The 19,856-nt window shown below is 39.3% G+C and carries 19 protein-coding genes; 11 read left to right on the forward strand and 8 right to left on the reverse strand.

What is annotated here, in order from left to right; genetic code table 11:
* The first annotated feature begins 26 nt into the window (after positions 1-26).
* Complete coding sequence (gene gldN / locus LC454_RS20085; protein WP_223584189.1) at positions 27-1,079, forward strand: gliding motility protein GldN; 1,053 nt, start codon at positions 27-29, stop codon at positions 1,077-1,079.
* Positions 1,080-1,624: 545 nt separating this feature from the next.
* On the opposite strand, the gene LC454_RS20090 is transcribed toward gldN, so the two are convergent.
* Both LC454_RS20090 and LC454_RS20095 read right to left on the reverse strand, forming a co-directional pair.
* Positions 1,625-1,753, reverse strand: a complete 129-nt coding sequence (locus tag LC454_RS20090) for a transposase (protein WP_223584190.1) — start codon at positions 1,751-1,753, stop codon at positions 1,625-1,627.
* 362 nt (positions 1,754-2,115) lie between these two features.
* Positions 2,116-3,027 (reverse strand): hypothetical protein, encoded by a 912-nt coding sequence (locus tag LC454_RS20095; RefSeq protein WP_223584191.1) that lies wholly within the window; start codon positions 3,025-3,027, stop codon positions 2,116-2,118.
* Between the two features lie 443 nt (positions 3,028-3,470).
* Here LC454_RS20095 and LC454_RS20100 point away from each other — a divergent pair, with 443 nt between their 5' ends.
* The 3 genes from LC454_RS20100 (at position 3,471) to LC454_RS20110 (ending at position 7,365) form a co-directional block, all read left to right on the forward strand.
* Complete coding sequence (locus tag LC454_RS20100) at positions 3,471-5,381, forward strand: polysaccharide biosynthesis protein (protein ID WP_223584192.1); 1,911 nt, start codon at positions 3,471-3,473, stop codon at positions 5,379-5,381.
* Positions 5,382-5,507: 126 nt separating this feature from the next.
* Positions 5,508-6,095 (forward strand): hypothetical protein, encoded by a 588-nt coding sequence (locus LC454_RS20105; RefSeq protein WP_223584193.1) that lies wholly within the window; start codon positions 5,508-5,510, stop codon positions 6,093-6,095.
* Positions 6,096-6,456: 361 nt separating this feature from the next.
* Complete coding sequence (locus LC454_RS20110; protein WP_223584194.1) at positions 6,457-7,365, forward strand: DUF4625 domain-containing protein; 909 nt, start codon at positions 6,457-6,459, stop codon at positions 7,363-7,365.
* Between the two features lie 194 nt (positions 7,366-7,559).
* Here LC454_RS20110 and LC454_RS20115 read toward each other — a convergent pair whose 3' ends face one another.
* Positions 7,560-9,425 (reverse strand): M60 family metallopeptidase, encoded by a 1,866-nt coding sequence (locus LC454_RS20115; RefSeq protein WP_223584195.1) that lies wholly within the window; start codon positions 9,423-9,425, stop codon positions 7,560-7,562.
* A gap of 433 nt (positions 9,426-9,858) precedes the next feature.
* Here LC454_RS20115 and LC454_RS20120 point away from each other — a divergent pair, with 433 nt between their 5' ends.
* From LC454_RS20120 to LC454_RS20140, 5 genes are all read left to right on the forward strand, one after another.
* Positions 9,859-10,359: a DinB family protein gene (locus LC454_RS20120; RefSeq protein ID WP_223584196.1), complete on the forward strand. Its 501-nt coding sequence runs from the start codon at positions 9,859-9,861 to the stop codon at positions 10,357-10,359.
* Positions 10,360-10,406: 47 nt separating this feature from the next.
* Positions 10,407-10,874: a DUF1579 family protein gene (locus tag LC454_RS20125; RefSeq protein ID WP_223584197.1), complete on the forward strand. Its 468-nt coding sequence runs from the start codon at positions 10,407-10,409 to the stop codon at positions 10,872-10,874.
* 340 nt (positions 10,875-11,214) lie between these two features.
* Complete coding sequence (locus LC454_RS20130) at positions 11,215-11,379, forward strand: hypothetical protein (protein ID WP_223584198.1); 165 nt, start codon at positions 11,215-11,217, stop codon at positions 11,377-11,379.
* A 113-nt stretch (positions 11,380-11,492) separates the two neighbouring features.
* Positions 11,493-11,678, forward strand: coding sequence for a CsbD family protein (locus LC454_RS20135; RefSeq protein ID WP_046675215.1), 186 nt, complete (start codon positions 11,493-11,495; stop codon positions 11,676-11,678).
* 239 nt (positions 11,679-11,917) lie between these two features.
* Positions 11,918-13,231: an aminotransferase class I/II-fold pyridoxal phosphate-dependent enzyme gene (locus LC454_RS20140; protein ID WP_223584199.1), complete on the forward strand. Its 1,314-nt coding sequence runs from the start codon at positions 11,918-11,920 to the stop codon at positions 13,229-13,231.
* A gap of 101 nt (positions 13,232-13,332) precedes the next feature.
* On the opposite strand, the gene LC454_RS20145 is transcribed toward LC454_RS20140, so the two are convergent.
* Both LC454_RS20145 and LC454_RS20150 read right to left on the reverse strand, forming a co-directional pair.
* Positions 13,333-13,935: a TetR/AcrR family transcriptional regulator gene (locus LC454_RS20145; RefSeq protein WP_223584200.1), complete on the reverse strand. Its 603-nt coding sequence runs from the start codon at positions 13,933-13,935 to the stop codon at positions 13,333-13,335.
* A gap of 169 nt (positions 13,936-14,104) precedes the next feature.
* Positions 14,105-14,296, reverse strand: a complete 192-nt coding sequence (locus tag LC454_RS20150; RefSeq protein ID WP_223584201.1) for a hypothetical protein — start codon at positions 14,294-14,296, stop codon at positions 14,105-14,107.
* Positions 14,297-14,528: 232 nt separating this feature from the next.
* Between LC454_RS20150 and LC454_RS20155 the strand changes: the two genes are divergently transcribed.
* Positions 14,529-14,924, forward strand: a complete 396-nt coding sequence (locus LC454_RS20155; protein ID WP_223584202.1) for a hypothetical protein — start codon at positions 14,529-14,531, stop codon at positions 14,922-14,924.
* A 221-nt stretch (positions 14,925-15,145) separates the two neighbouring features.
* On the opposite strand, the gene LC454_RS20160 is transcribed toward LC454_RS20155, so the two are convergent.
* From LC454_RS20160 to gldL, 3 genes are all read right to left on the reverse strand, one after another.
* Positions 15,146-15,814, reverse strand: coding sequence for a helix-turn-helix domain-containing protein (locus LC454_RS20160; protein WP_223584203.1), 669 nt, complete (start codon positions 15,812-15,814; stop codon positions 15,146-15,148).
* A 233-nt stretch (positions 15,815-16,047) separates the two neighbouring features.
* Complete coding sequence (gene gldM, locus LC454_RS20165; RefSeq protein WP_223584204.1) at positions 16,048-17,583, reverse strand: gliding motility protein GldM; 1,536 nt, start codon at positions 17,581-17,583, stop codon at positions 16,048-16,050.
* A gap of 31 nt (positions 17,584-17,614) precedes the next feature.
* A complete protein-coding gene (gene gldL / locus LC454_RS20170; RefSeq protein WP_223584205.1) occupies positions 17,615-18,427 on the reverse strand; it encodes a gliding motility protein GldL in 813 nt (270 codons plus the stop codon).
* A gap of 354 nt (positions 18,428-18,781) precedes the next feature.
* On the opposite strand from gldL, the gene LC454_RS20175 reads away from it, so the two are divergent.
* Positions 18,782-19,852 carry an endonuclease/exonuclease/phosphatase family protein gene (locus tag LC454_RS20175; RefSeq protein ID WP_223584206.1) on the forward strand — a complete coding sequence of 357 codons (1,071 nt, stop codon included), beginning with the start codon at positions 18,782-18,784 and terminating at the stop codon, positions 19,850-19,852.
* Positions 19,853-19,856 lie beyond the last annotated feature (4 nt).

Consider the following 19,856-nt stretch of genomic DNA (forward strand, 5'->3'; position numbering starts at 1 on the left):
AAAATATAAATTCGATAATGATGAACATGAAAGCAGTAATGACAGTTACCATGGCATTGGTAACTGGATCATTGTTCGCTCAGCAAGAGACGACAATAGATACGGTTCCTAGAAAACAGGATACCTTAAATAATGTAATGTCAGCGATACCAGTCGTTTCGGGGGAAGTTAATCCGGATACGATTCCAACTACCGATGGATTTTATCAGGCGAATAGCATGGAAGATGCGGTGCCATTTGCTTATCCTGAGGTGAACAAGAAGAATATTCGTTTCTATAAGCGGGTATGGCGCGATATCGATCTAAAGGATGAAAAAAATTATATTTTAGCCATTCCAGGAAACTCTTTGATTGAAGTGGTAATGAAAGCAATTGAAAAGGGAAAACTTTCACTTTATAGCCCTGATGATGATTCTTTCAAAGGTCGTTTAAGTGCACAGGAAGGTATGGCCCGTTTTGCAGATAGTGTGTTGGTACCAATCTTTGACGGTGAGGGAAATCAGATCGACTCCAAAATGGCGCTGAATGAGTTTGATCCAAGCCGGGTAACTAAATTTCGGGTTAAAGAAGATATCTTCTTCGATAAACAACGGAGCAGATTGGAAACACGCATTATCGGTGTGGCTCCATTAATGAATATTACTACTTCTGCTGAGTTATCGGAGTCTGTGGGTGCGACACCTGCTTTTTGGCTATATTTCCCACAATTACGCTATAGCTTGGTACAGGTAGATATTTCTGATCCGGATAAAGGGCTTTATGATATGACCATGGATGACTTTTTTGTGCAGAACAAATTTGCGAGTACAATTGTGCGTGAATCATCTCCAGGTATGTTACAGAATGTAAAAGAATCTGAGAATGGTGGACAATTATTAGATGGTCGGAAGGTAGAGGAGAAGCTGGACGCTTATAAAAAGAAATTATGGAGCAATCCAAAGGGCGTGAAGGCAGAGGAATTAGAGGGAAATCGGTCCAATCAGACCGTGACTGAAAAACAACAATCTCAGTTAGAACAACTACAGGAAAGTAAATCTGAAACTTTGGAAAATAAAAAAGAAACGGAAGAAAAGCTATAAAACAAAGAATTAAATAATTGAAAGCGAGTTGTTTAATTTCTGTTGAACAACTCGCTTTCTTCGTTGAAATTTCATGATTTATTAATGATTTGACAATGAGATCGGAGTAAATATTGTTCCGTTTTCAATATAGAAGTAGATGAAGACCTTGGACAGAAATTCAGGCTCGTTTTCCGTTCTTATACGCTTGGGTGTAGGTCTATACATGATCAATTCCTTTAATTTTTCTACCAGTATAACAGCTGGTATTGAATAGAATGCCTCATTTATCAATGATTCACGATTATAATCATCTATGACTTTGAGCACTCTGCCCGCCGTCAAGGAGTCGATCATAAAATCAATCGACCAAGTGTCATTAATTGATCCTGGAACTAGGAGTTTCTCTTTAATCCTAGATCGAATGTGGCGTTTGCGTTTGGTTCTGAGCTTCAAATTGATATTTGGATAAACCCGAAGTACCCTTTTCCTGCTCCGCAAGCATCCGTTTTAGACGAGTATTCTTTTAACTCTTTAAGGTGTTGTGCGTTCATACCTCCGTACTTCTACTTCCATTGATAGAAAGTGAGCGCTGAAATATCATGTTCTCTACAAATATCCTTTGTTGCCTTGCCTGACTCATATTCTTTGAGAATATTGACGATTTGATGTTCTGAAAACTTACTCTTTTCCATAATATATAACAAACAAATTTTACATTTTTAATTTGCCTGAAAAACAGGTAAGGCTACCAGTGAATAACAATGTATATTTCTATTTTTAATACAATTGGAAATTTATTTAATCAATGTTTATCGAAACGGTTCATCTTTACAAGCACCGATATTCCCTGAGTGTATAAACGTTATTTCTCATTATGACTTTCCTTGTGCAATCTAAGAAATAAGCTTTTGCTAAGTTGTATATTAGCTCCAAAATGATTAAGTAGCCTTTTCTATGGCAATTTTCTTTAAATTAATAAAATAGTAGTCTACTCCTCCCTAAATATTTTATGTATGAGGTTGTCTATTTATGGAAGACCACAGTGTTGTTGTAACTACTTTAATCTTAAGAACTTATCAATATTCTTATATTTTTTTGATAAGGTTTTATACTTATCAACTTCAATTGATTTTACATACAAGTTTAAATAAATCATTCTTACATTGGTGGAAAAATCAATATCTGCGACAGTTGTTGCTGTCATTGTAAATTTAAAGTCTTTGCCAAAAATCTCACGGTCATTAATTTTCACAGTATAATCATAGTATGTATCATTCAGGTTAGCTCGAACGTTCTTTAATGTAAAGCTTTTATCGAAATTTATTGGTTTGGGATGGGCAAATGTTATTGGAAATTCAAACTCTTCATCACGCAAATAAGTTTGATAATAAAATTCGTTAATCCTATATCCACCTAATGTTGGGATAGTAATAACATCTGATGTACCAATTGATCTATAAATGGGAGCTGGACCAATATTTGTATCTATTAGCACTGAAGAGGCATTGTTCTTGAAATCTGCACTTAGTTTATATATTATCAAACCTAGAGACTCATTGCTTTTCAAACTTACAGGATCCCCCCAGTTATTTCCTTTTTTTGGGCCATATAACGTTATATTTTTTAGGTCAATGTAAAAATCACCCTCTTTCCCAATAGTAGAGCCTGGAACTGTTTGCCCACTTAATATTGTATTTCCATTTTGGCCAGTATTTCCTGTTTCCCCTTTTAAACTTAAGGGTAATCCCCAGTTATTATTTGTTTTCGGTCCATACAGAAGGTTATTTGAGAGGTTTAAATAAAAATCTCCATTTTTACCAAGAGTAGCTATTGGCGAGGTTCGTCCACTAAGGATAGTTGAACCGTTTTCTCCTGGAATTCCTTTCTCGCCTTGCGGTCCAATTTCACCATCTTTCCCACAAGAGATCAAGAGCAAAATAAACAAATAGATTAGTGATTTTTTCATTTTAATAGTTGGTTATTTATGTCTAATAAAAGTAATAAATATTTATAATATTTACTCAAACTTAAGTGTTTTTTAGTGTAATTATAAAAAACGACTGTTATAGGTGTCCGCCATTGTTTAGAAAAGATGGGTTCGTTTCTCGATCTTGGTAATATATTGCCAAGCGAAGTCCAGGTTCTATAGCTATTGATCTTCTTTTAATTTAGTAAATTCGCAATTTCTAATTATTTTTGAAGAGATAGAGTTGTTCAATATTCCGCTATAAACAATATTAATGACTCGAAAATATTCTTTTTTTAAAAACATAATCAATCGAGCTATTTTAGGTACGATAAATGTACTGTTTGCAAAAAAGGAGTTTCTACAAAATTTTTAATTACAGAAAGGGATACTTTTTAATCGTATTCTGCGATTAAAGTATATAATATCTTTATAGAATTTAAATGAGTAATTTATGGAAAGAAGGTTTGTCCATCAACAAACCTCGTTGGATAATTTTGCTGTTGGACATGATCATTGTCGTAACAGCTTTTTTTGTCAGTTATGTTCTTATATTCAAGCATCGGGGGGCGGTAGATATCGATGATATGGTCAGGCAGGCATTGCTTGTTTCGGTAGTCTATTTGATCTGGTTCTGCATCTTCGGCACATTTAAAGGAGTTGTTCACAAGACGGGTATTCGCGAATTGCAACGTATTGTTCTGGCTATTGGATTGGCCTATTTTTCTGCTGAACTCATTTGTAAAGGAATAGAGTGGTTGTATCCCTCCTATGATGACATGCTTCCTTTTTCGGATACACAACTTCTTTTTCATGCGCTGATAGCAGGTTTTGGCATGACCTTTAGCCGGGTGCTTTATCGTGCACTGTATCATGAGCTGATGTGGGGGAATAAAGATAACCGTATTCCTGTTATCCTTTTTGGTGCGGGTAATATGGGAAATACCACCTTCCACTTTATCCATAATACTTCCCGCAACAAATACCGTATTGTGGCCATTATGGATGATAATCCACATCGTATAGGCAATCGTATTCAAGGTTTTAAAATCTATGATATAAATGACTTAAATAAGGATTTTGTATTAAGGCATGGCAAGGCCTCGGAAATTATTATTGCGGTAGATGACCGTAAACCGGAACGTTTAAATACAGTGTTTAAACTCGCCGAGCCGATTCCATTAATTGTTAAAATTATTCCAGACACGGCCCGTCTATTGGCCGGCGAAGTAGCGACAAGACAAATCCGGAGTTTGCGTATAGAGGATCTGTTAGGCCGAAAGGCGATTGATCTGGACAATCCTACTATTGCATCTGAGATGAAAGATCAGATTGTGCTGGTTACGGGAGGAGCAGGTTCGATCGGTGGTGAACTGGTACGCCAGCTCGCTCATACCGATCTAAAACAACTTATCGTGGTGGACCAGGCGGAATCAGCTTTATATGATATCCAGCAGGAGCTTAGTAACTCCATTCATTTTTCGCGGTGTACCTTTATCGTAGGAAACGTGCGAGACGAGTCGTTTATGGACACTTTGTTCCAAATTTATCATCCTACCTACGTATTCCATGCTGCAGCTTATAAACATGTACCCTTGATGGAGGCAAATCCTTATGAATCAATTTTAACAAATGTCTGGGGATCCTACAATGTGGCCTTGTTGGCTGATAAATACAATGTGTCCAAATTTGTAATGGTTTCGACGGATAAGGCAGTAAATCCCACAAACGTAATGGGGGCTACCAAACGTGTTGCCGAAATTGCGATATCGACGATCAATATACATTCGAAGACTAATTTTATTGTGACCCGCTTTGGCAATGTATTAGGCTCTAATGGCTCCGTAATCCCGTTGTTTGAGAAACAGATGCTCAAGGGAGGGCCATTGACAATTACCGATCCGAATATAACCCGCTATTTTATGACAATACCCGAAGCCTGTCAATTGGTACAGGAAGCTGCGGTAATGGGTAAAGGCGGAGAGATATTTGTTTTTGATATGGGCGAGCCTGTTAAGATTATAGACCTGGCCAAGCAAATGATCAGGCTCAAAGGATATAATTATCCCGAAGATATTGATATCAAAATTGTAGGTCTCCGTCCTGGAGAGAAAATCTTTGAAGAGCTTTTGGCTAATGGGGAGAATACCGAAAAGACCTATCATGATAAGATAATGATTGCTAAAGTCAATACGCCGGATTTGGAGTTGCAGAAAGCACGTGTAGAGCAATTATGTGCTCTTGCGAAAACGGCTGATCCAAATGAAGATAAAATGCGTCTGGTGCAGATGATTAAGGAAATAGTTCCTGAATATAGATCTCAAAACTCTCTTTTTGAAACATTGGATAAATAACAGGGATATATTCTTTATAATGGGCTGAATAAAAATTATCCGTACTTAATAATTTATTGTTATCTTAGATTAACCGCAATAAATGAGTCGATTATGATAAGATGTATCTTTTTATTAATTTGTGTTTTGGCCATAAATATAGGACTACAAGCACAGGAAAAATTTGATCCTGTAGCTTGGCAAGCTCCATATAGTCTTGATCTTGATGGCTGGGGTATAGAGCGGTTTCCGATTCCCATTGACTTTGCACCTAAAATTCCTTACAAAGGTGTAGAGGATGTGCGTTTTACAACCGGATGGAGTAAGCCTGAGAGTGATGAATACTGGTCTTATGCTTTCTTGTGGTATGTCGAGGGGCAGCAAGCACCCGATGCAAAAACAATCGAAAATAATCTGGCGATGTACTTCGATGGACTTGTAAATCGTAACATCGAAAAGCGTGCCTTGCCAAAGGAGCTGATCAAGAAAACCAAAGCACAATTCAAGAAGTTGGACGAGCCCCAAGGCGAAGACGAATCGACCTTTACTGGAACCATACAAATGGTGGATTACATGGCTAAAAAGCCAATGATCCTCCATGCGACTGTTCATTTAAAAAAATGTTCTGGCGCAGACCACACAATTATTTTTCACCAGTTTTCACCCCAGCAGCGAACCGCTCCTGTGTGGACAAAGCTAAATGGATTATGGGATAGCTTTCGTTGTGCCCAATAAATCTGCAATGTTAATATCAAACTACTCCCTCCTAAAATAAACTCAAAGTTGCCTTTTCCTTCTGGAATATGAAGGAGTACACCGAGGAATTGAACTGCTTCATCAATATACTTGCCGTAAAGGCCGAACTGTTCCTGTACAGTGTCTCTTTACTTTCTAATTTAAGGAAACCAGCCTGCTTTCGCCATAAAATTTAAGTGAAAAGGGGAGTATTTTATAAATATTAATGCAACTGTATTGCTTTTGTGTGTGATTGTTATATTTGCATCTGTGTTGCATTCGTGTTTACCAAACAAAAAGATTTTAATCCTTTCTCATTGGCAGTATGAATAAAACAGCAAAACGAATAAAACCAAAACATATGACCAAGTCAGTAAAAATTCTTCTCGCAATCATGCTCATCGCTGGACTATTTGTTTCTTGCAAGAAAGATAAACAAGAGCCCGAAATTAGTCAGCCGACAGCTGAAAATGTGGAAATCGGTTATGCAAATAATAAGCAGGCGATTAGAGGCCGCGATTTTCATTTTAATGCAGATCTCCTTGCCGGAGATAAAATAGAATCTGTTCAGGTCAAGATTTTGCCAAAGGCCGGACAGAGCTATACCTCACCATGGAAAATGGAAATCGCCTGGGATGAGTTTAAAGGATTAAAAAATGCCAATGTACATAAACATTTTACCATTTCACAGGAAGCACCCGAGGGAAGATATGATTTCCTTTTCGTTGTAAACGATGTAAATGGATCGAAGCTGGAGCTAAAAGAAGATTTTCAGATCTTCGATGCTGCTAATATGCCTGTCGATCCAGTCGTGGACCGTGATATCTTTTCCCGAAACGATGATATGGTTTACTATATGGGTACCTATGTTGAGACCCCGATAGTATTCAAAAAAGGGGATAAGTTTACAGCTCGAGCGCAGATTAAACAAATACAGGGTGACGGCATCTTATATACAGCATTGATTAAACGGACATTGAATCATTTCCCTGAAACCGTTGATAAGCTGGATCTCACGAAAGCCATAATTATTTCCAAAGTGGAGCATAAAGATCTTGGGCCAGCATCTAAAGTTAACACGTATAAGCTGGCAAATGGTGCCATAACTGGTGATGATATTATTATCGGGGCGGAAAAGGACGGTTTGGGCAATCAGATCACTGGCGACCGACAATGGCAATCTGGTCAGTATAATCTCGTCATTCTATATAAGAACACAACGTTTAACATGAGTACCTTCAAGACGATCCCAATTACCATAACGTATTAAAATATTCGATTTAGACATATAGACCCTATCCCTTTTGAGGGTAGGGTCTTTTTGGGCATAAACATTACCTTGGAAAACTCTGAGACGCCAAATAGCGTACTTGTTCATTGTAAGAGTATATTAAAAAGTTTCAACATCTCTTAAGGCTTGCTCCGATAGGAGGTATATTACAAATACATATTGTTAGGCCGAACTTAAAGCTTTACAAATTTAAATTTCTGATTATTCCCAGTTCCTGCAGTCCAAATTTGAACTTTTGTTCCGTTGGAAGTATTTGAACTATAGATGTCTAAATAAGAGTTTGTCCCGACACTAGATTTCAGAGAAATATAATCATTTCCGCTATTCAACGGTGTCCATTTTTGGGATGAACCGCCATGGTACGTATAAACAATAATCTGTGTGCCATTACTCGCACTTCCACCTTGTACATCCAGTACTTTGGTGCTGTCAGCGGAAGATCTGAATACAAAAGTACCGTCCGTCTGTTTCCTTGCGATAAACTTTTGATTGTTTGAAGCTGGGATATTCTTTGACCACAGCGATACGAGTGTGCCATTTGACGGTACACTGTTGTTCACGTCGATCACACTGGAGTTGTTTAGAGCAGTTACAATTTGATAGATCGCGCCATTTTCTAATATCGGCCTTTCACTATCGGTGAATAAGGAGGGATCAACAACGGGCTTAGGCAGGTTGAGATTTGCTATTTCAGTATATATTGTTGGATAATTAAAACCCCATTTTTTAAAGAAAACTGTTAGATCGTAACCCGATATTTCGCATGCCTTACGCATAAAATATTGATGTTTAGCTGCTGCATTTGCCAGCGTTGGTTTTTCCTGTCTTACGATTTTATGTAAGTTATGATAAAAAGTATCACCAAAGGCATATTTCAATTGGATCAACATTGCAGATCCTAGATATCGGCTTCCTTGCACCCCGCCATCTCCCCATATCGTACTATAATCCCTTTCGGCATCCGGTTTATTGAAATAAGCAGCTACGCGTGTCCAGATCGTTGCCCAAGCGCCATCACGACCGATTTTATTAGCGGGTAATCCCAAGTTAATATTTGCTGCTACAGCATAAAAATCAGCCATGATCTCGGCATGCCAGTCCCATTTTTGCTGGTGCATATGTCCTGACTCATGTTTCTGAAACCAATAGACATAGCCATCTGTCTCAAAAAAGTTTGACACGTAGGAATATCCAGTTGAATAGTTACCGGCAAGTGCTCCGGCAAATGCAGGTTCCATGATTGTCATGGTATGTGGAATGGGATAGGGCTGATGTATAGCTGAAGAACCATCCAGACCGCTCAAACGCTCTTCAGCATCCCAGGCCTGATCAATTTTTTGAATGATGTTGTTGTTATTTTGATTACTAAAGGTATTATTACTTCTGGGCATCACTAAAAAGACATTCTGTCCGACAAAAAGAAGATCTTGTACGGCAGTATCAGCGGCTGCAATAGTTGCGGAAAATGCAGATTGAACCGTACGGTTTTTTATATACGTCGGAGTCTTTCTAATGTTTGCCGAAAAGGTAAGCTTTGAAGTACTCGAAGGTGTATTTGCGGTTCCATATCTTATCCATAAAGATCCTCTTTTAGTAGCAATGATCGTATTGTTCCCTTCCTGTAGCTGTACTTCTTGTGGAGAGGAGTCTTTTCCTAGCCTTTTGTAGGTGCCGACAAGTAATTTGGGTAAAGTGGCGCCTGTTGTTTTTTGAACATTAATTTTCAAGGTATCACCTGGCTTGGCATAAAAACCTGTCGGCAAATAATCAGAAGGTAAGAATGATAGCGCTAACCGATCTTTAGCTGTTGCAGCTGCCGGATATTCCGAAAAGATTTGGGTATCCTGACCGAGCGAATCGATTTGGTAATATGGATTTGTCGGTACGCTACCGTTGTTCAGGTCAACGACGGTAGCTTTCTTATTTGCTGACATGGCTGAATCCAAAGAATCTAAATTTTCTTTCTTACAGGCACTGACTGCAAGGAGACAGACGGTGAGGCTATAAAAGAGCCTTTTGGTTAATTTAATTGAAGTCATAATTTTTAGTTTATAAGGTTTAAGTTATGATAATTTCATTTGAAATTAAATAAATGCTTGAAAGCGAGTGCGTTTGTAAAACGTTTTTCTGGCTTTATAGTTGATTTAAATCGATTGTTTAATTTTTTCTTTTTACATCTGAACCCTAGGTATCGTAAGATGTATTGCGTCTTTTTAAAAAAGAAGTATATTCAGAGAAAGGGCTAGCCAATTGACGGTTTATTGGATTTATGAAGTAGTGGTCAGTTATATGTTCAGTCTACATGAAAAGTATTAATTTTCTGACGTATCATTTTATTGGTATAACTTCAAATCATAAAATTCACTATATTTAATTGGTTAATAGCCAGCGTTTAGTAGCGTTCGGCTGTGTGGTACGGATCTTTGAATATTTCCCAATTTTAATTTTTATTAAATAGAAAATAAGAACACCATGAGTCTAAAAACATCCATTACAAACAGTGTTGATTACAACATTTGGGTCAGCGAACAGTTGGTTGCTTGGCTGAGGAGCTATCCTGAGGAGTTGCTACAAACAGAATGTCGGTCGAGTTTCAGTAGTATTGCAAAAACGCTCAAGCACATTAGCGATACACAGTTGTATTGGTCATCGATGATCCGTGAGACGGCGACGCCAAGCTTTGATTATATCGCTACATCGGTGGACATTGAAACTGAAATGAACAACATCGTTAACGAAGCCAAACTTCTAGCTGCCTACGTAAAGGAAAATAGTGAAGCAATGAACGAGCCCCATCTCATCGAATCACAATGGTTTTCTTCTAATTTTCCCAAGTATGAATACCTCCAGCATTTGATTATCCATACGACCTATCACCGCGGTCAGATAGTTACCATAGGGCATCATGTAGGTGTTCTCAAAGCGCCTATGCTGGACTATAATTTCTGGAATGTGATGCGGCAGCAGCAATAGGGTGTAATATCCTTCGGAACGTGTTTGGAGGTATAACGGAAATAACTATGAAGCTAATAGACATAAATAATAAATACATTGGACTTTGGAAGGGCAACCATAGGTTGATCCTAAGCTGGTTGCCCGATCCTAACTTTGATTCGATATCAAACTTAGCTATAAAAGCCGTTGCTAACAACAAATTTCTAATGTTTACTTATGATTGGTATCATGAAGGTGTAGCGCAAGAAGGGATGCTATTAATGGGTAACAACAATAAACAATCCGAAGTTACGGCATCATGGGTTGACTCATGGGGTATGGATGGAAAGATCATGAATTGTTATGGTACAATGAATGAGGCGGGAGATATCTCCTTAAGAGGTTCTTATGAAGTGACCGATAATCCCGATTGGGGTTGGCGAATTGATATTCCGTTACCCACTGATCATACCCTTCAGATAAAAATGTACAATGTTTCGCCAGATGGTGAAGAAACTTTAGCGATTGATGCAAATAACACGTCTGTTAGCTAGACAATGAATTTGCCTTATCTGGCTAAAAAAATAGGAAATAAAATGGAAACACGTTCCAAGGCGGATCCATCTGTCGTAATGACTTTACCGGTAACGATTTTTTGAGCCAGGGCGACTCCATAGGTACTCAGCAAGCTTACTAGTATGAGTATACATCTTTTCATACTGCAAAGGCATTAAATATCGTCCGGTATTTTGTGCTGGGACTTGGGATCATCGAATCGGTCATAAACGAAGACGATCAGATGATAAGTGAAGGGGAGAAGGATGAAATAGGACCGGCTAGGGGAACAGGCCAAAGATATGCAAAGGGTAAGCCCCGCAGAGAAAGGAGCGATTGATGAAACTTAGTGATATGCGGTTGTCGGCAATTGGTGGCACACTCTGCGGTATCTGGGCGTCTTTTTCAGTAGGCGACCTGCTTAACGGCGCATTGACAGCATTGGTCGGAACGCTTGTGAGCTTCTTATTAAGCTGTCTCTTAAATCGGATATTTAAGCGTTAATAATAAAATGAATGCAAATGCGCTGCTTACGTAATTTAACATTTTATAACAATTTCTTTTAAACGATTCCTGCTGCGGGCTGTTCTATTTATAAACAACGAAAGGAAAATATTATGAGCGAATTAACTTGGAAAGGCCGTTGGAATGAGATTAAAGGCAAAGTAAAGCAGCAGTATGCAGATCTTACGGATGATGATTTATTGTATGCAGAAGGCAAAGAGGATGAATTGGTCGGTAAACTTCAGAAGAAGACTGGAAAAACACAGGATGAGGTGAATAGTTGGCTGAACGGATTGTAGAAATAAGTGTTTTTTGTGATAATAGGAAAAGCGGATAGCAGTAATGTTATCCGTTTTTTTTTGAAATAAGCCTGGATAGGTAAAATGTTTTGATGTTGCTATTTCAGTAATTCTGTATTGCGGGTAATAGCATGTAGATGTTCACGCAATATCTTTATCAAATAACGAGAAATGTCTCTGCTATTTAGGCCAAATTCGATAACTTTAATAGAGAACTTAAATATAATATCTAGTAAAGCATGAACCATCATAATTTTATGAGCGCTATTGATCAGAGCATTTCTGAAGGCGTTAAAAGAGGTATACTTCATTTAACTCAGGAAGGTAATCTGACAACCGACAACCTGATCCGCATCAAGGACTCCGAGTTAGTGAATTTTACCTCTTGCAGCTATCTTGGACTGGAGCATGATGAACGTTTAAAACGAGCTGCAATAGCTGCTATAGAAAAATATGGTGTGCAATTTTCCGAATCGAGAGCATACGTTTCCATTGATTTATATAGAGAACTGGAAGATTTAATGAGCGAGATTTTTGAAGCTCCTACCATTATTGCCCCGACGACAACACTCGCACATTTGTCTGCCATACCTGTGATTCTGGACGCTGGAGATGCTATCATCGCCGATCAGCAACTTCATAATTCGGTATTAAGCGGTATAAATGTATTTAGGGCAAATTGGCCAATTCACTTTGAAGTCCTCCGGCATAACCGCTTAGATGTACTGAAGGAACGTATCGAAACACTCCAAAAAACGTATAAAAGGGTTTGGTATTTTGCTGATGGGGTGTATTCTATGTTTGGTGATCGCTGTCCTGCTGATGAAATCTTTAATTTGTTGGATTCCTTTCCCGCATTCCATACCTATATCGACGATGCGCACAGTATGAGTATAATGGGCAAAAACGGGAAGGGATATATACTTAGTAACCATACCATACACGAGCGGATGATTGTCGCCTCATCGATGGCCAAAGCCTTTGCTACAGGCGGCGGTATTTTAGTTTTCCCGAATAAGGAAATCGCCAGAAGGGTGCGTGCCTGTGGGGCTCCATTCAATTCCTCCGGTCCCTTGCAGCCAGCGACCTTAGGTGCTGCAGTTGCCTCTGCAAAAATCCATTTAACGGATGAAATATATGTGCTACAAACTGAACTGGCAAAGAGGATAAAATACGCAAACTCATTATTTAAAGCAACCTCATTGCCATTAATTTCGAATTTTGATTCGGGGATATTCTTCGTTGGTACATCGAGGGCCGAGCTGGCATACATTATTATGGAAAAAATGATCAAGCGCGGATTTTTGTTGAATATCGGGGTATTTCCTGCTGTGTCCAAAAACCATTCAGGTATAAGATTTACAATTACAACACTGCAATCCTTCGATCAGATAGAAAGAATGGTAAAGACGCTGAATGAAGTATTTTTTGAAATTTTAGGTGAGCATCAATATTCTGTTGATCAGATCTATAGCGCATTCAAGGTCGTCGCCCGTTTGGAGGATCGTCCAGCAGACGAATTCATTAGCGAATATAGCCCTGAAAAAGAATAGAGCATACCATACCATTTTATGCTAAACGAAAAGTAAGGAGGACATTGCTATTATATGTCCTGTTATGAATTTTTGGAATTATTCTGAGAATATACGCTTTGCTATCCGGCAGGCTCTTCGACCGAGTCATAGGCCCACCCTAAAATGTTCTTGATCGAAGCTTTGATCCTGTTCAATCCCTCCGGGGTGGAGATGTCTATTTCACAGACAGTACTTTTTGTATGCGCTGCATGAAGAACAATATAATAGATTCCTGCAACCAGAATAGTGACAACAGCCCTGAGATCGAGGTCCTTACCTTCAAGTTCTTTATCTGCAAAGGCAAAGAATAGTGCACTCATCTTTTCTCTTTCCTGCGAAATTTCAGACATTAGTGTAGATTCCTCGCAGATCTGCCAGGCCAAAATCTTTTGCATTTCTGTATTGGTAAGAAAATCTTCAAATTGATTCAATAATAAAGATTCCAAAAAACCTCTTGACCCTACCTCGGGCGCATTCCCAAAATATCCCACTGCGCTCATTGTCGCAGTAAGCCAATAGTCTTTGCCCCTGATGTAAGTTTCAACTAGCTTGTCCAGTGTGCCGAAGTATAGACCAATGAGCTTGCGGTCTACGCCTGCCTCTTTTGAAATATTGGCAATGGTAAGACCGGGATAACCTTTTTCTTCAAGTACTTTGCCAACGGAAGCAATTAACTTCCCCATGGTTCGTTCTTTATTATTTTTTTCTCCTTGATATTTTTTTCTCGACTGTTGTTTATTGGCCATAATACTGCTTGAAATCGAAAGATTTAAAGATTAACACCAAATATAAAAAAATTAACTTAGCATACCTTTAATTAGTTAAAGAGTTGTAAGTTATTTAAACGATTGGTTATAAAAAATGCCAGATAATGTTGAGATACTGTAACCCACCCTTTTCAAAATAGCGTTGTGAAAACTGCGTACTCGGCTCAATGGTAATATTTGCTTTATAAAGATGTCCTTCGTCCTCTGTCGCTGATGTAGCTTGTGGGACGGAAGGTGCCGCGGCCGCGAGTGCAAATAATAGAGCTGTTCTCTTCATTACCTGTTTTTTTCTTTTTTTGTAGAGACAAATCTCGTGCCTAAAGGGAAAAGTAGCGGGTTGATTTGTTATAAACAAAACATTATTTACTGTATTTGTACGGGGCATGTGTATTTATACTTCTTTTGTTTCAATTGATACGGATCTTATTTTGCACCTGAGGTAATGGCATAAAGTTTGGATTTAGCCTATCGATTTTAATAAAATTTTGACTTACATATACACGCGAACTATGAGAAAATTTATTCAAACTTTGGGATTAGGTATGCTTATTTTGACAGCGGTAATCAGCTTCACATCATGCAGCAAAGATGATGATCCTGCAGACAACAATCTTTTTATTGGTAAATATGAAGGTAAAATTGCATTTGACGACCTGAAGGATAATAGTAAGGATGTCGCTTCTGCAGATGGTACCATTACAGTAACAAAAACCGGTAATACCTATAACTTTGCTTTTGGCAATAGTATTCCCAATCTAAATGGTGTTGACTTCGAAGAGAAAGACAATGTGTTGATTAATATTGGCTCGGCGGGTGCTGGAGTAATTCGTATTGATGCCGGCAAATTAACGATCGGATATACCAAAGATGACAAGGTCTGGACAGCCGATTGCCAACGTAAATAACAGTAGTAGATTGAATTCTTTTTTGAGCCATTGCCTTTTTGGGAATGGCTCTTTGCTTTGCTCATCAACTGAATCAATATTGGCATTTGATATAAAGTGGTTACTTCAATATGTTTATACCCTCAATGCATTTTAAATCCACAGGAAAGTCTTAGTCCATTCTTCAAAACAACTTGATATTCTATATGTCTATCGAATAACCAATAAGCTCTTTTATGCTCCTAAACCACAATGCTATCGCTGATCCAATTGTAACCAAATATTTTCTCCGGGTCTTTTAAAAGATCTTTTTCATTCTTAAAATAGATCCATATACGTTTTTGTCTATGATAACCGATACCATAGTCCCAGGGTGATTCATGTTTCTTGATAAACCCTTTTGCTATACATCGTTGTAGTATCGCTTTGAGCCTTTCTGTTGTTGTACATATATCGTAATCAGCGGAAAAATCTACCACCATTTGAAATAAGGTATGTGGGCGTAAAAAATAATCGGTCGTGCAGGCAATAGCCATAATTTGATCACGATATTTTTTATTCTTTTCACGTTTTTCTTGCGCTGAGAGACGGATGGCTTCTGTTGCCTTATCGGAAAGTTTTTCGACTTTATTCCGTTTTAGCGGAGTGGAGATGGCAGCTCGTTGTCCCTTTAGACTTAATTTTTTGTTAAGATCGCAGAATGCATGGAAATCGCAGGATAGCGTTGAGCAGATTTTCAGGATAGATTCCAATGTAATGGGAATTTTGCCACTGTGATAACCATTTAAAGACTGTATATCGATACCCGTAGCACGGGAAAGTTTCTGCAAAGAAAATTTTGTGATATGTAAAATCTCATCAATACGGCGAGATATTGCTTTGGAAAGCTCGTTTTGCGGCGTCTTTACCATAATAATATACTTGAATCAGGTTTATATATAAGCAAGATAAAATAGCTATTCATATAAATATAATATATTTTCTTGAACTTGAGATGTTTATAACATCTTTGTTGCCCTTACGCTATGTGTTTTGGTCTAATGGCGATGGATACGGTGCTATCGACACGGGTCCATTTTTGGTAAAAAAAAGACCTCCTCCATTAAAGGAGAAGGTCCAATATATAAATGTAGGGGTGATTTTTCTAATTTGCTGTCAATGCTACTGCATTAAGCTGTCTGGAAGTTCCATCCGGACCTACCGCAACGATGTTATCAAAGATCACGCGTGTGCCCGGAACAATACCATTTAAGGCCGAGGACATGCTGGAGCTTAATTGACCGCCCGAAGTGGACAAGACAATCGCATCTGCGCGTGGCTTGGCCAGAATCATCGTGAACTTGGTGACCTTGAAAGAAGCATCGAAGTCAAAGTTATCCAGTTTGGCAAATAAGGCATTCTGTGCTTTCAGCGCTACTGTCGCCATTGATCCACCCGTTTTTCCGGCAAATTTAGCAATCGGGTCAGGGATTCTCTTGACACGGAACTCTGTCGAACTCAGCGTCTGTGTCTTACCGGGAGCGACTTCGGCCGATACCGAGATACGAGCTGTTCCAGGCGAACTTACCCGCACATTATACTTACCAGCTCCTGCGCTGGATATACTGCCTCCGCTCATGCTCACACGAACTTTGTCAGTAGGTGTTCCTGGAGCAGAAACTGATATCGGATTATTAACACCGATATAAAGTACATTCATTTTATCTGGAGAAACTACAGCCGAAGGCCGTGCGACCTGATAGCTCTGCTGTGGAGTCCGGTATTCTTTAAAGGATCCATCCGTCTGTTTGACCTTGATCACGCCGGTCCAGCTAAAAATACCTTCCCGATTAGTCGGTACCGAGTAGACACCTTTACCATCTACAATCTGTAGAGATGAGCCGTTGACCGAAATTGCTGGTTCGGATTTGGAATCTGAGGCAGTCAAGAAGACCTCGGCTTTGTACGGTTGTCCCTGTACGAGGTACGAGGTAGGCGCCACGGCTACTGCGGCAAACTTATCCAGATTGACTACTGCCTGGTCCATTTTACCTAAGATAATCTTAACAACATCTGACTCTGCATTTTGTGCATCGGTCTGGATCTTTGTGAGGATGGTCATCGCTGCAGTCAATGGTGTGCCACTGCCAAAGTTAATTTCTTCCCAGGATTTTTTGCCATTAACAGACTTTTCGGGATTTTTAGCCTCCAGAGAGAAGGAAACCATTTTCTGCTCCTCAGGGGTAAGCAAGGCCAATAACTTGGCACGGGTATCATTGATCTTATCCTTGAGGACGGTTCCTTTTTTCTCGTTGATCATCAAATTGGGCGAGATATCCTCATTTTCTCGTTTGACAAGATCTCCTTTTTCGTCGTCGTAACCACCACCCTGTTTGACAAATTCTTCTTTCAGGGACAGAATATATTTATCCAGTTCGCCAATAATGGCCTGTGCCTTTTTAGCTTTATCGTAAATAGGTTTGGCACGTGCTGGTTCTTCTTTTAACTTGGTGTTTTCAAATGCAGCAAACAGCTGTTGTACGGCCGTATTGACATTTGACTTGGATGTTTCGAGACTATTATTGATATTTTTGAATGCATCCAAGATGGAATCCGGTACATTGAGCGCTAATAAGGCCAATAGTACCAGATAGAGGATGCCGATCATCCGCTGTCTTGGCGTTTCTCTTCCTAATGCCATTTTTTCTAATTTAAGTAATACAAGGTGGAAATTATATACGTGGCTGGTTCATGGCACTGAGCATATTGCCGTAGATAGCATTCAATGCATTGAGGTTTTTGGCCAGCTTGCCGACTTCTTCCTTGAACGCTTTGGAGTCGTCCAGGGACTCATTGAAGTTTTGCATGGTATAGCTCAGGTTCTCGTAAAACTTATTCATGGATTGTAGGTGAGATGCAGAGTCACGTAGTTCACGTTCGTACATGGCATTCAGCTGACCTAGATTGCTGGTCAGGTTTTTCACCTGATCATGGTAGTTTGCTGTATCGCCAGATGTATTGGACATCGCCACGAGATTTTCTGAAGCTTTTTCAAAAGCAACACTCAGATTGTCAAATTTCGAAGTTGCCGTGCGAAGCTTTTGTGTAAACTCTTCGGTCGCCAATGAAACATCAGATAGTTTATTGATGGCGGATACTTTTTCACTAAAATCGCGCAATCCACGGCCCAGATTTTCAATACTCGCGGGCTCAATATTGGCTTCTGCAAACATTTTGTCCAATGCGGCTGTCGCCGATGGACCTGCGGGTTGTGCTAAGACTGCCTTGCCACGAACAGGAAGCTCGCCATTGAAATTATCGTCCAATTCAGGATAAACACGGCTCCAGTCTGGTTCTGGCGCTGGGGGATTGAATCCCATCAGAAAGAAAAGTAGCGCCTCAACCCCGAGTCCGATACCGATCATATAGTTGGCTGTGCTACCGCCGATATGGAGAATCTTGAAGAGTACCCCGATGATGACGATACTTGCGCCCCAGGATATGGCTACATTTAGCCATCTTGAATTGTCTTTTTTCTTGTTCATTGTAATTATTTGCTTTTTTGGTTTATTTTTGAATAGTTCTAGCTTTTTGTTGAATTCATCTGTATAAAACGGAATTGTTTATTTAATAGTATTTATTAAAGGCGATAGGGCCTCAATTTAGTGTTGATTGTTCAATCGAGCAAGTTGGTTCAAAAAATATACCAAAGATCCATATAAGTCTAAATATTAAGTTCTAATTCATTCCATTTGAGATTTGAAATAGACTTTTTTTAAATAAAATAAACGTTCGTTGGTCTCAATAGTTATATTGATCGTAGAAAGATAGTAAGCCCGTGGCTGATATGAAAATGTCTCGCTCAAGCAATATCTTTGTAAAGTAATTTTGAAATTAATATGCAGATTTTATTTCTTGTTTTATCGGGACTTTTGATCCTCCTTAGTTTGCTGCCTTTTATCCGCTGCCAGCACTGGATCTTTCGTGTGGCCGAGTTTGTGAAATTGCAGCTGCTGGTCTTTCAGGTGCCGGTGTTGGCCTGGGGATTTTATCTGCTCGCTGGATCACCATGGATTTGGGCTATACAGATTGTTCAGGCCCTGCTGATTGCTTATCATGTATTTATCCTGGTGCGTTACACTAAATTCTGGCGTAAGGATAAATACGAAAAAGGAAAAGATGCCTCGGATAGCATTAAAATTATATCTTGCAATGTGCTGCAGTTTAATAAAGAACATGTGCGTTTTATCGATTTGATCCGCAAAGAACAACCCAAGATCTTCCTGACCATGGAAAGTGATGCGGTATGGGAAAAGGCTTTAAGGGTACTGGAATCGGACTATCCGAATGTTGTCAAGGTTACTTTGGACAATACCTATGGGATGCATTTTTATACCAAGCTGAAAGTCAATAAAAGCCAGATTCACTATTTTGTTGCAGATGATATTCCAAGTATCGAAGTTGAACTGGAAACGGAAGATGGCCATCGTTTTGTCTTTTTTGCGGTACATCCACCGCCACCTAGCCCTACGGAGGAAGAGAATTCTAAAGAGCGGGATGGCGATCTGCTCAGCGTGGCAAAAAAGGTACGCGATTATAAAATGCCCGTAGTGGTTACGGGGGATTTTAACAATGTGGCTTGGGCCAGATCCTCCGTCTTGTTTAAAAAAACCAGCAAGCTGATCGATGCGCGTATAGGACGTGGGATCTTATCTACTTTCCACGCCAATTATTGGTTTTTCCGGGTACCCTTGGATTTGCTGTTCCACAGTCCAAATGTATTTATAGACAAGTTGTTTATTTATCCTTCGGTCGGATCAGATCATTTCCCCATGGGCTGTACCTTTTTTATCGACCGCTATTCGGACGAACAGGCTGAAGATATCGAACACCTTGAACAGGGAGAAATGTCCGAAGTAAACGAGCTTATCATCGAAGGGCGCGCGGAGGAAAGTGATAATCGAAAGTAGGGCA

The sequence above is a fragment of the Sphingobacterium sp. GVS05A genome, from assembly GCF_019969845.1.
Taxonomy (GTDB): domain Bacteria; phylum Bacteroidota; class Bacteroidia; order Sphingobacteriales; family Sphingobacteriaceae; genus Sphingobacterium.

Excerpts from the sequence above, each read along its gene's own strand:
- LC454_RS20095 (WP_223584191.1), bottom strand. The coding sequence starts at position 3,027 with ATGAAAAAATCACTAATCTATTTGTTTATTTTGCTCTTGATCTCTTGT.
- LC454_RS20115 (WP_223584195.1), bottom strand. The coding sequence starts at position 9,425 with ATGACTTCAATTAAATTAACCAAAAGGCTCTTTTATAGCCTCACCGTC.
- LC454_RS20150 (WP_223584201.1), bottom strand. The coding sequence starts at position 14,296 with ATGAAGAGAACAGCTCTATTATTTGCACTCGCGGCCGCGGCACCTTCC.
- gldL (WP_223584205.1), bottom strand. The coding sequence starts at position 18,427 with ATGAACAAGAAAAAAGACAATTCAAGATGGCTAAATGTAGCCATATCC.
- LC454_RS20130 (WP_223584198.1), top strand. The coding sequence starts at position 11,215 with ATGAAACTTAGTGATATGCGGTTGTCGGCAATTGGTGGCACACTCTGC.
- LC454_RS20100 (WP_223584192.1), top strand. The coding sequence starts at position 3,471 with ATGAGTAATTTATGGAAAGAAGGTTTGTCCATCAACAAACCTCGTTGG.
- LC454_RS20135 (WP_046675215.1), top strand. The coding sequence starts at position 11,493 with ATGAGCGAATTAACTTGGAAAGGCCGTTGGAATGAGATTAAAGGCAAA.
- LC454_RS20125 (WP_223584197.1), top strand. The coding sequence starts at position 10,407 with ATGAAGCTAATAGACATAAATAATAAATACATTGGACTTTGGAAGGGC.
- LC454_RS20140 (WP_223584199.1), top strand. The coding sequence starts at position 11,918 with ATGAACCATCATAATTTTATGAGCGCTATTGATCAGAGCATTTCTGAA.
- LC454_RS20120 (WP_223584196.1), top strand. The coding sequence starts at position 9,859 with ATGAGTCTAAAAACATCCATTACAAACAGTGTTGATTACAACATTTGG.
- LC454_RS20090 (WP_223584190.1), bottom strand. The coding sequence starts at position 1,753 with ATGGAAAAGAGTAAGTTTTCAGAACATCAAATCGTCAATATTCTCAAA.
- LC454_RS20110 (WP_223584194.1), top strand. The coding sequence starts at position 6,457 with ATGACCAAGTCAGTAAAAATTCTTCTCGCAATCATGCTCATCGCTGGA.
- gldN (WP_223584189.1), top strand. The coding sequence starts at position 27 with ATGAAAGCAGTAATGACAGTTACCATGGCATTGGTAACTGGATCATTG.
- LC454_RS20175 (WP_223584206.1), top strand. The coding sequence starts at position 18,782 with ATGCAGATTTTATTTCTTGTTTTATCGGGACTTTTGATCCTCCTTAGT.
- gldM (WP_223584204.1), bottom strand. The coding sequence starts at position 17,583 with ATGGCATTAGGAAGAGAAACGCCAAGACAGCGGATGATCGGCATCCTC.
- LC454_RS20155 (WP_223584202.1), top strand. The coding sequence starts at position 14,529 with ATGAGAAAATTTATTCAAACTTTGGGATTAGGTATGCTTATTTTGACA.
- LC454_RS20160 (WP_223584203.1), bottom strand. The coding sequence starts at position 15,814 with ATGGTAAAGACGCCGCAAAACGAGCTTTCCAAAGCAATATCTCGCCGT.
- LC454_RS20145 (WP_223584200.1), bottom strand. The coding sequence starts at position 13,935 with ATGGGGAAGTTAATTGCTTCCGTTGGCAAAGTACTTGAAGAAAAAGGT.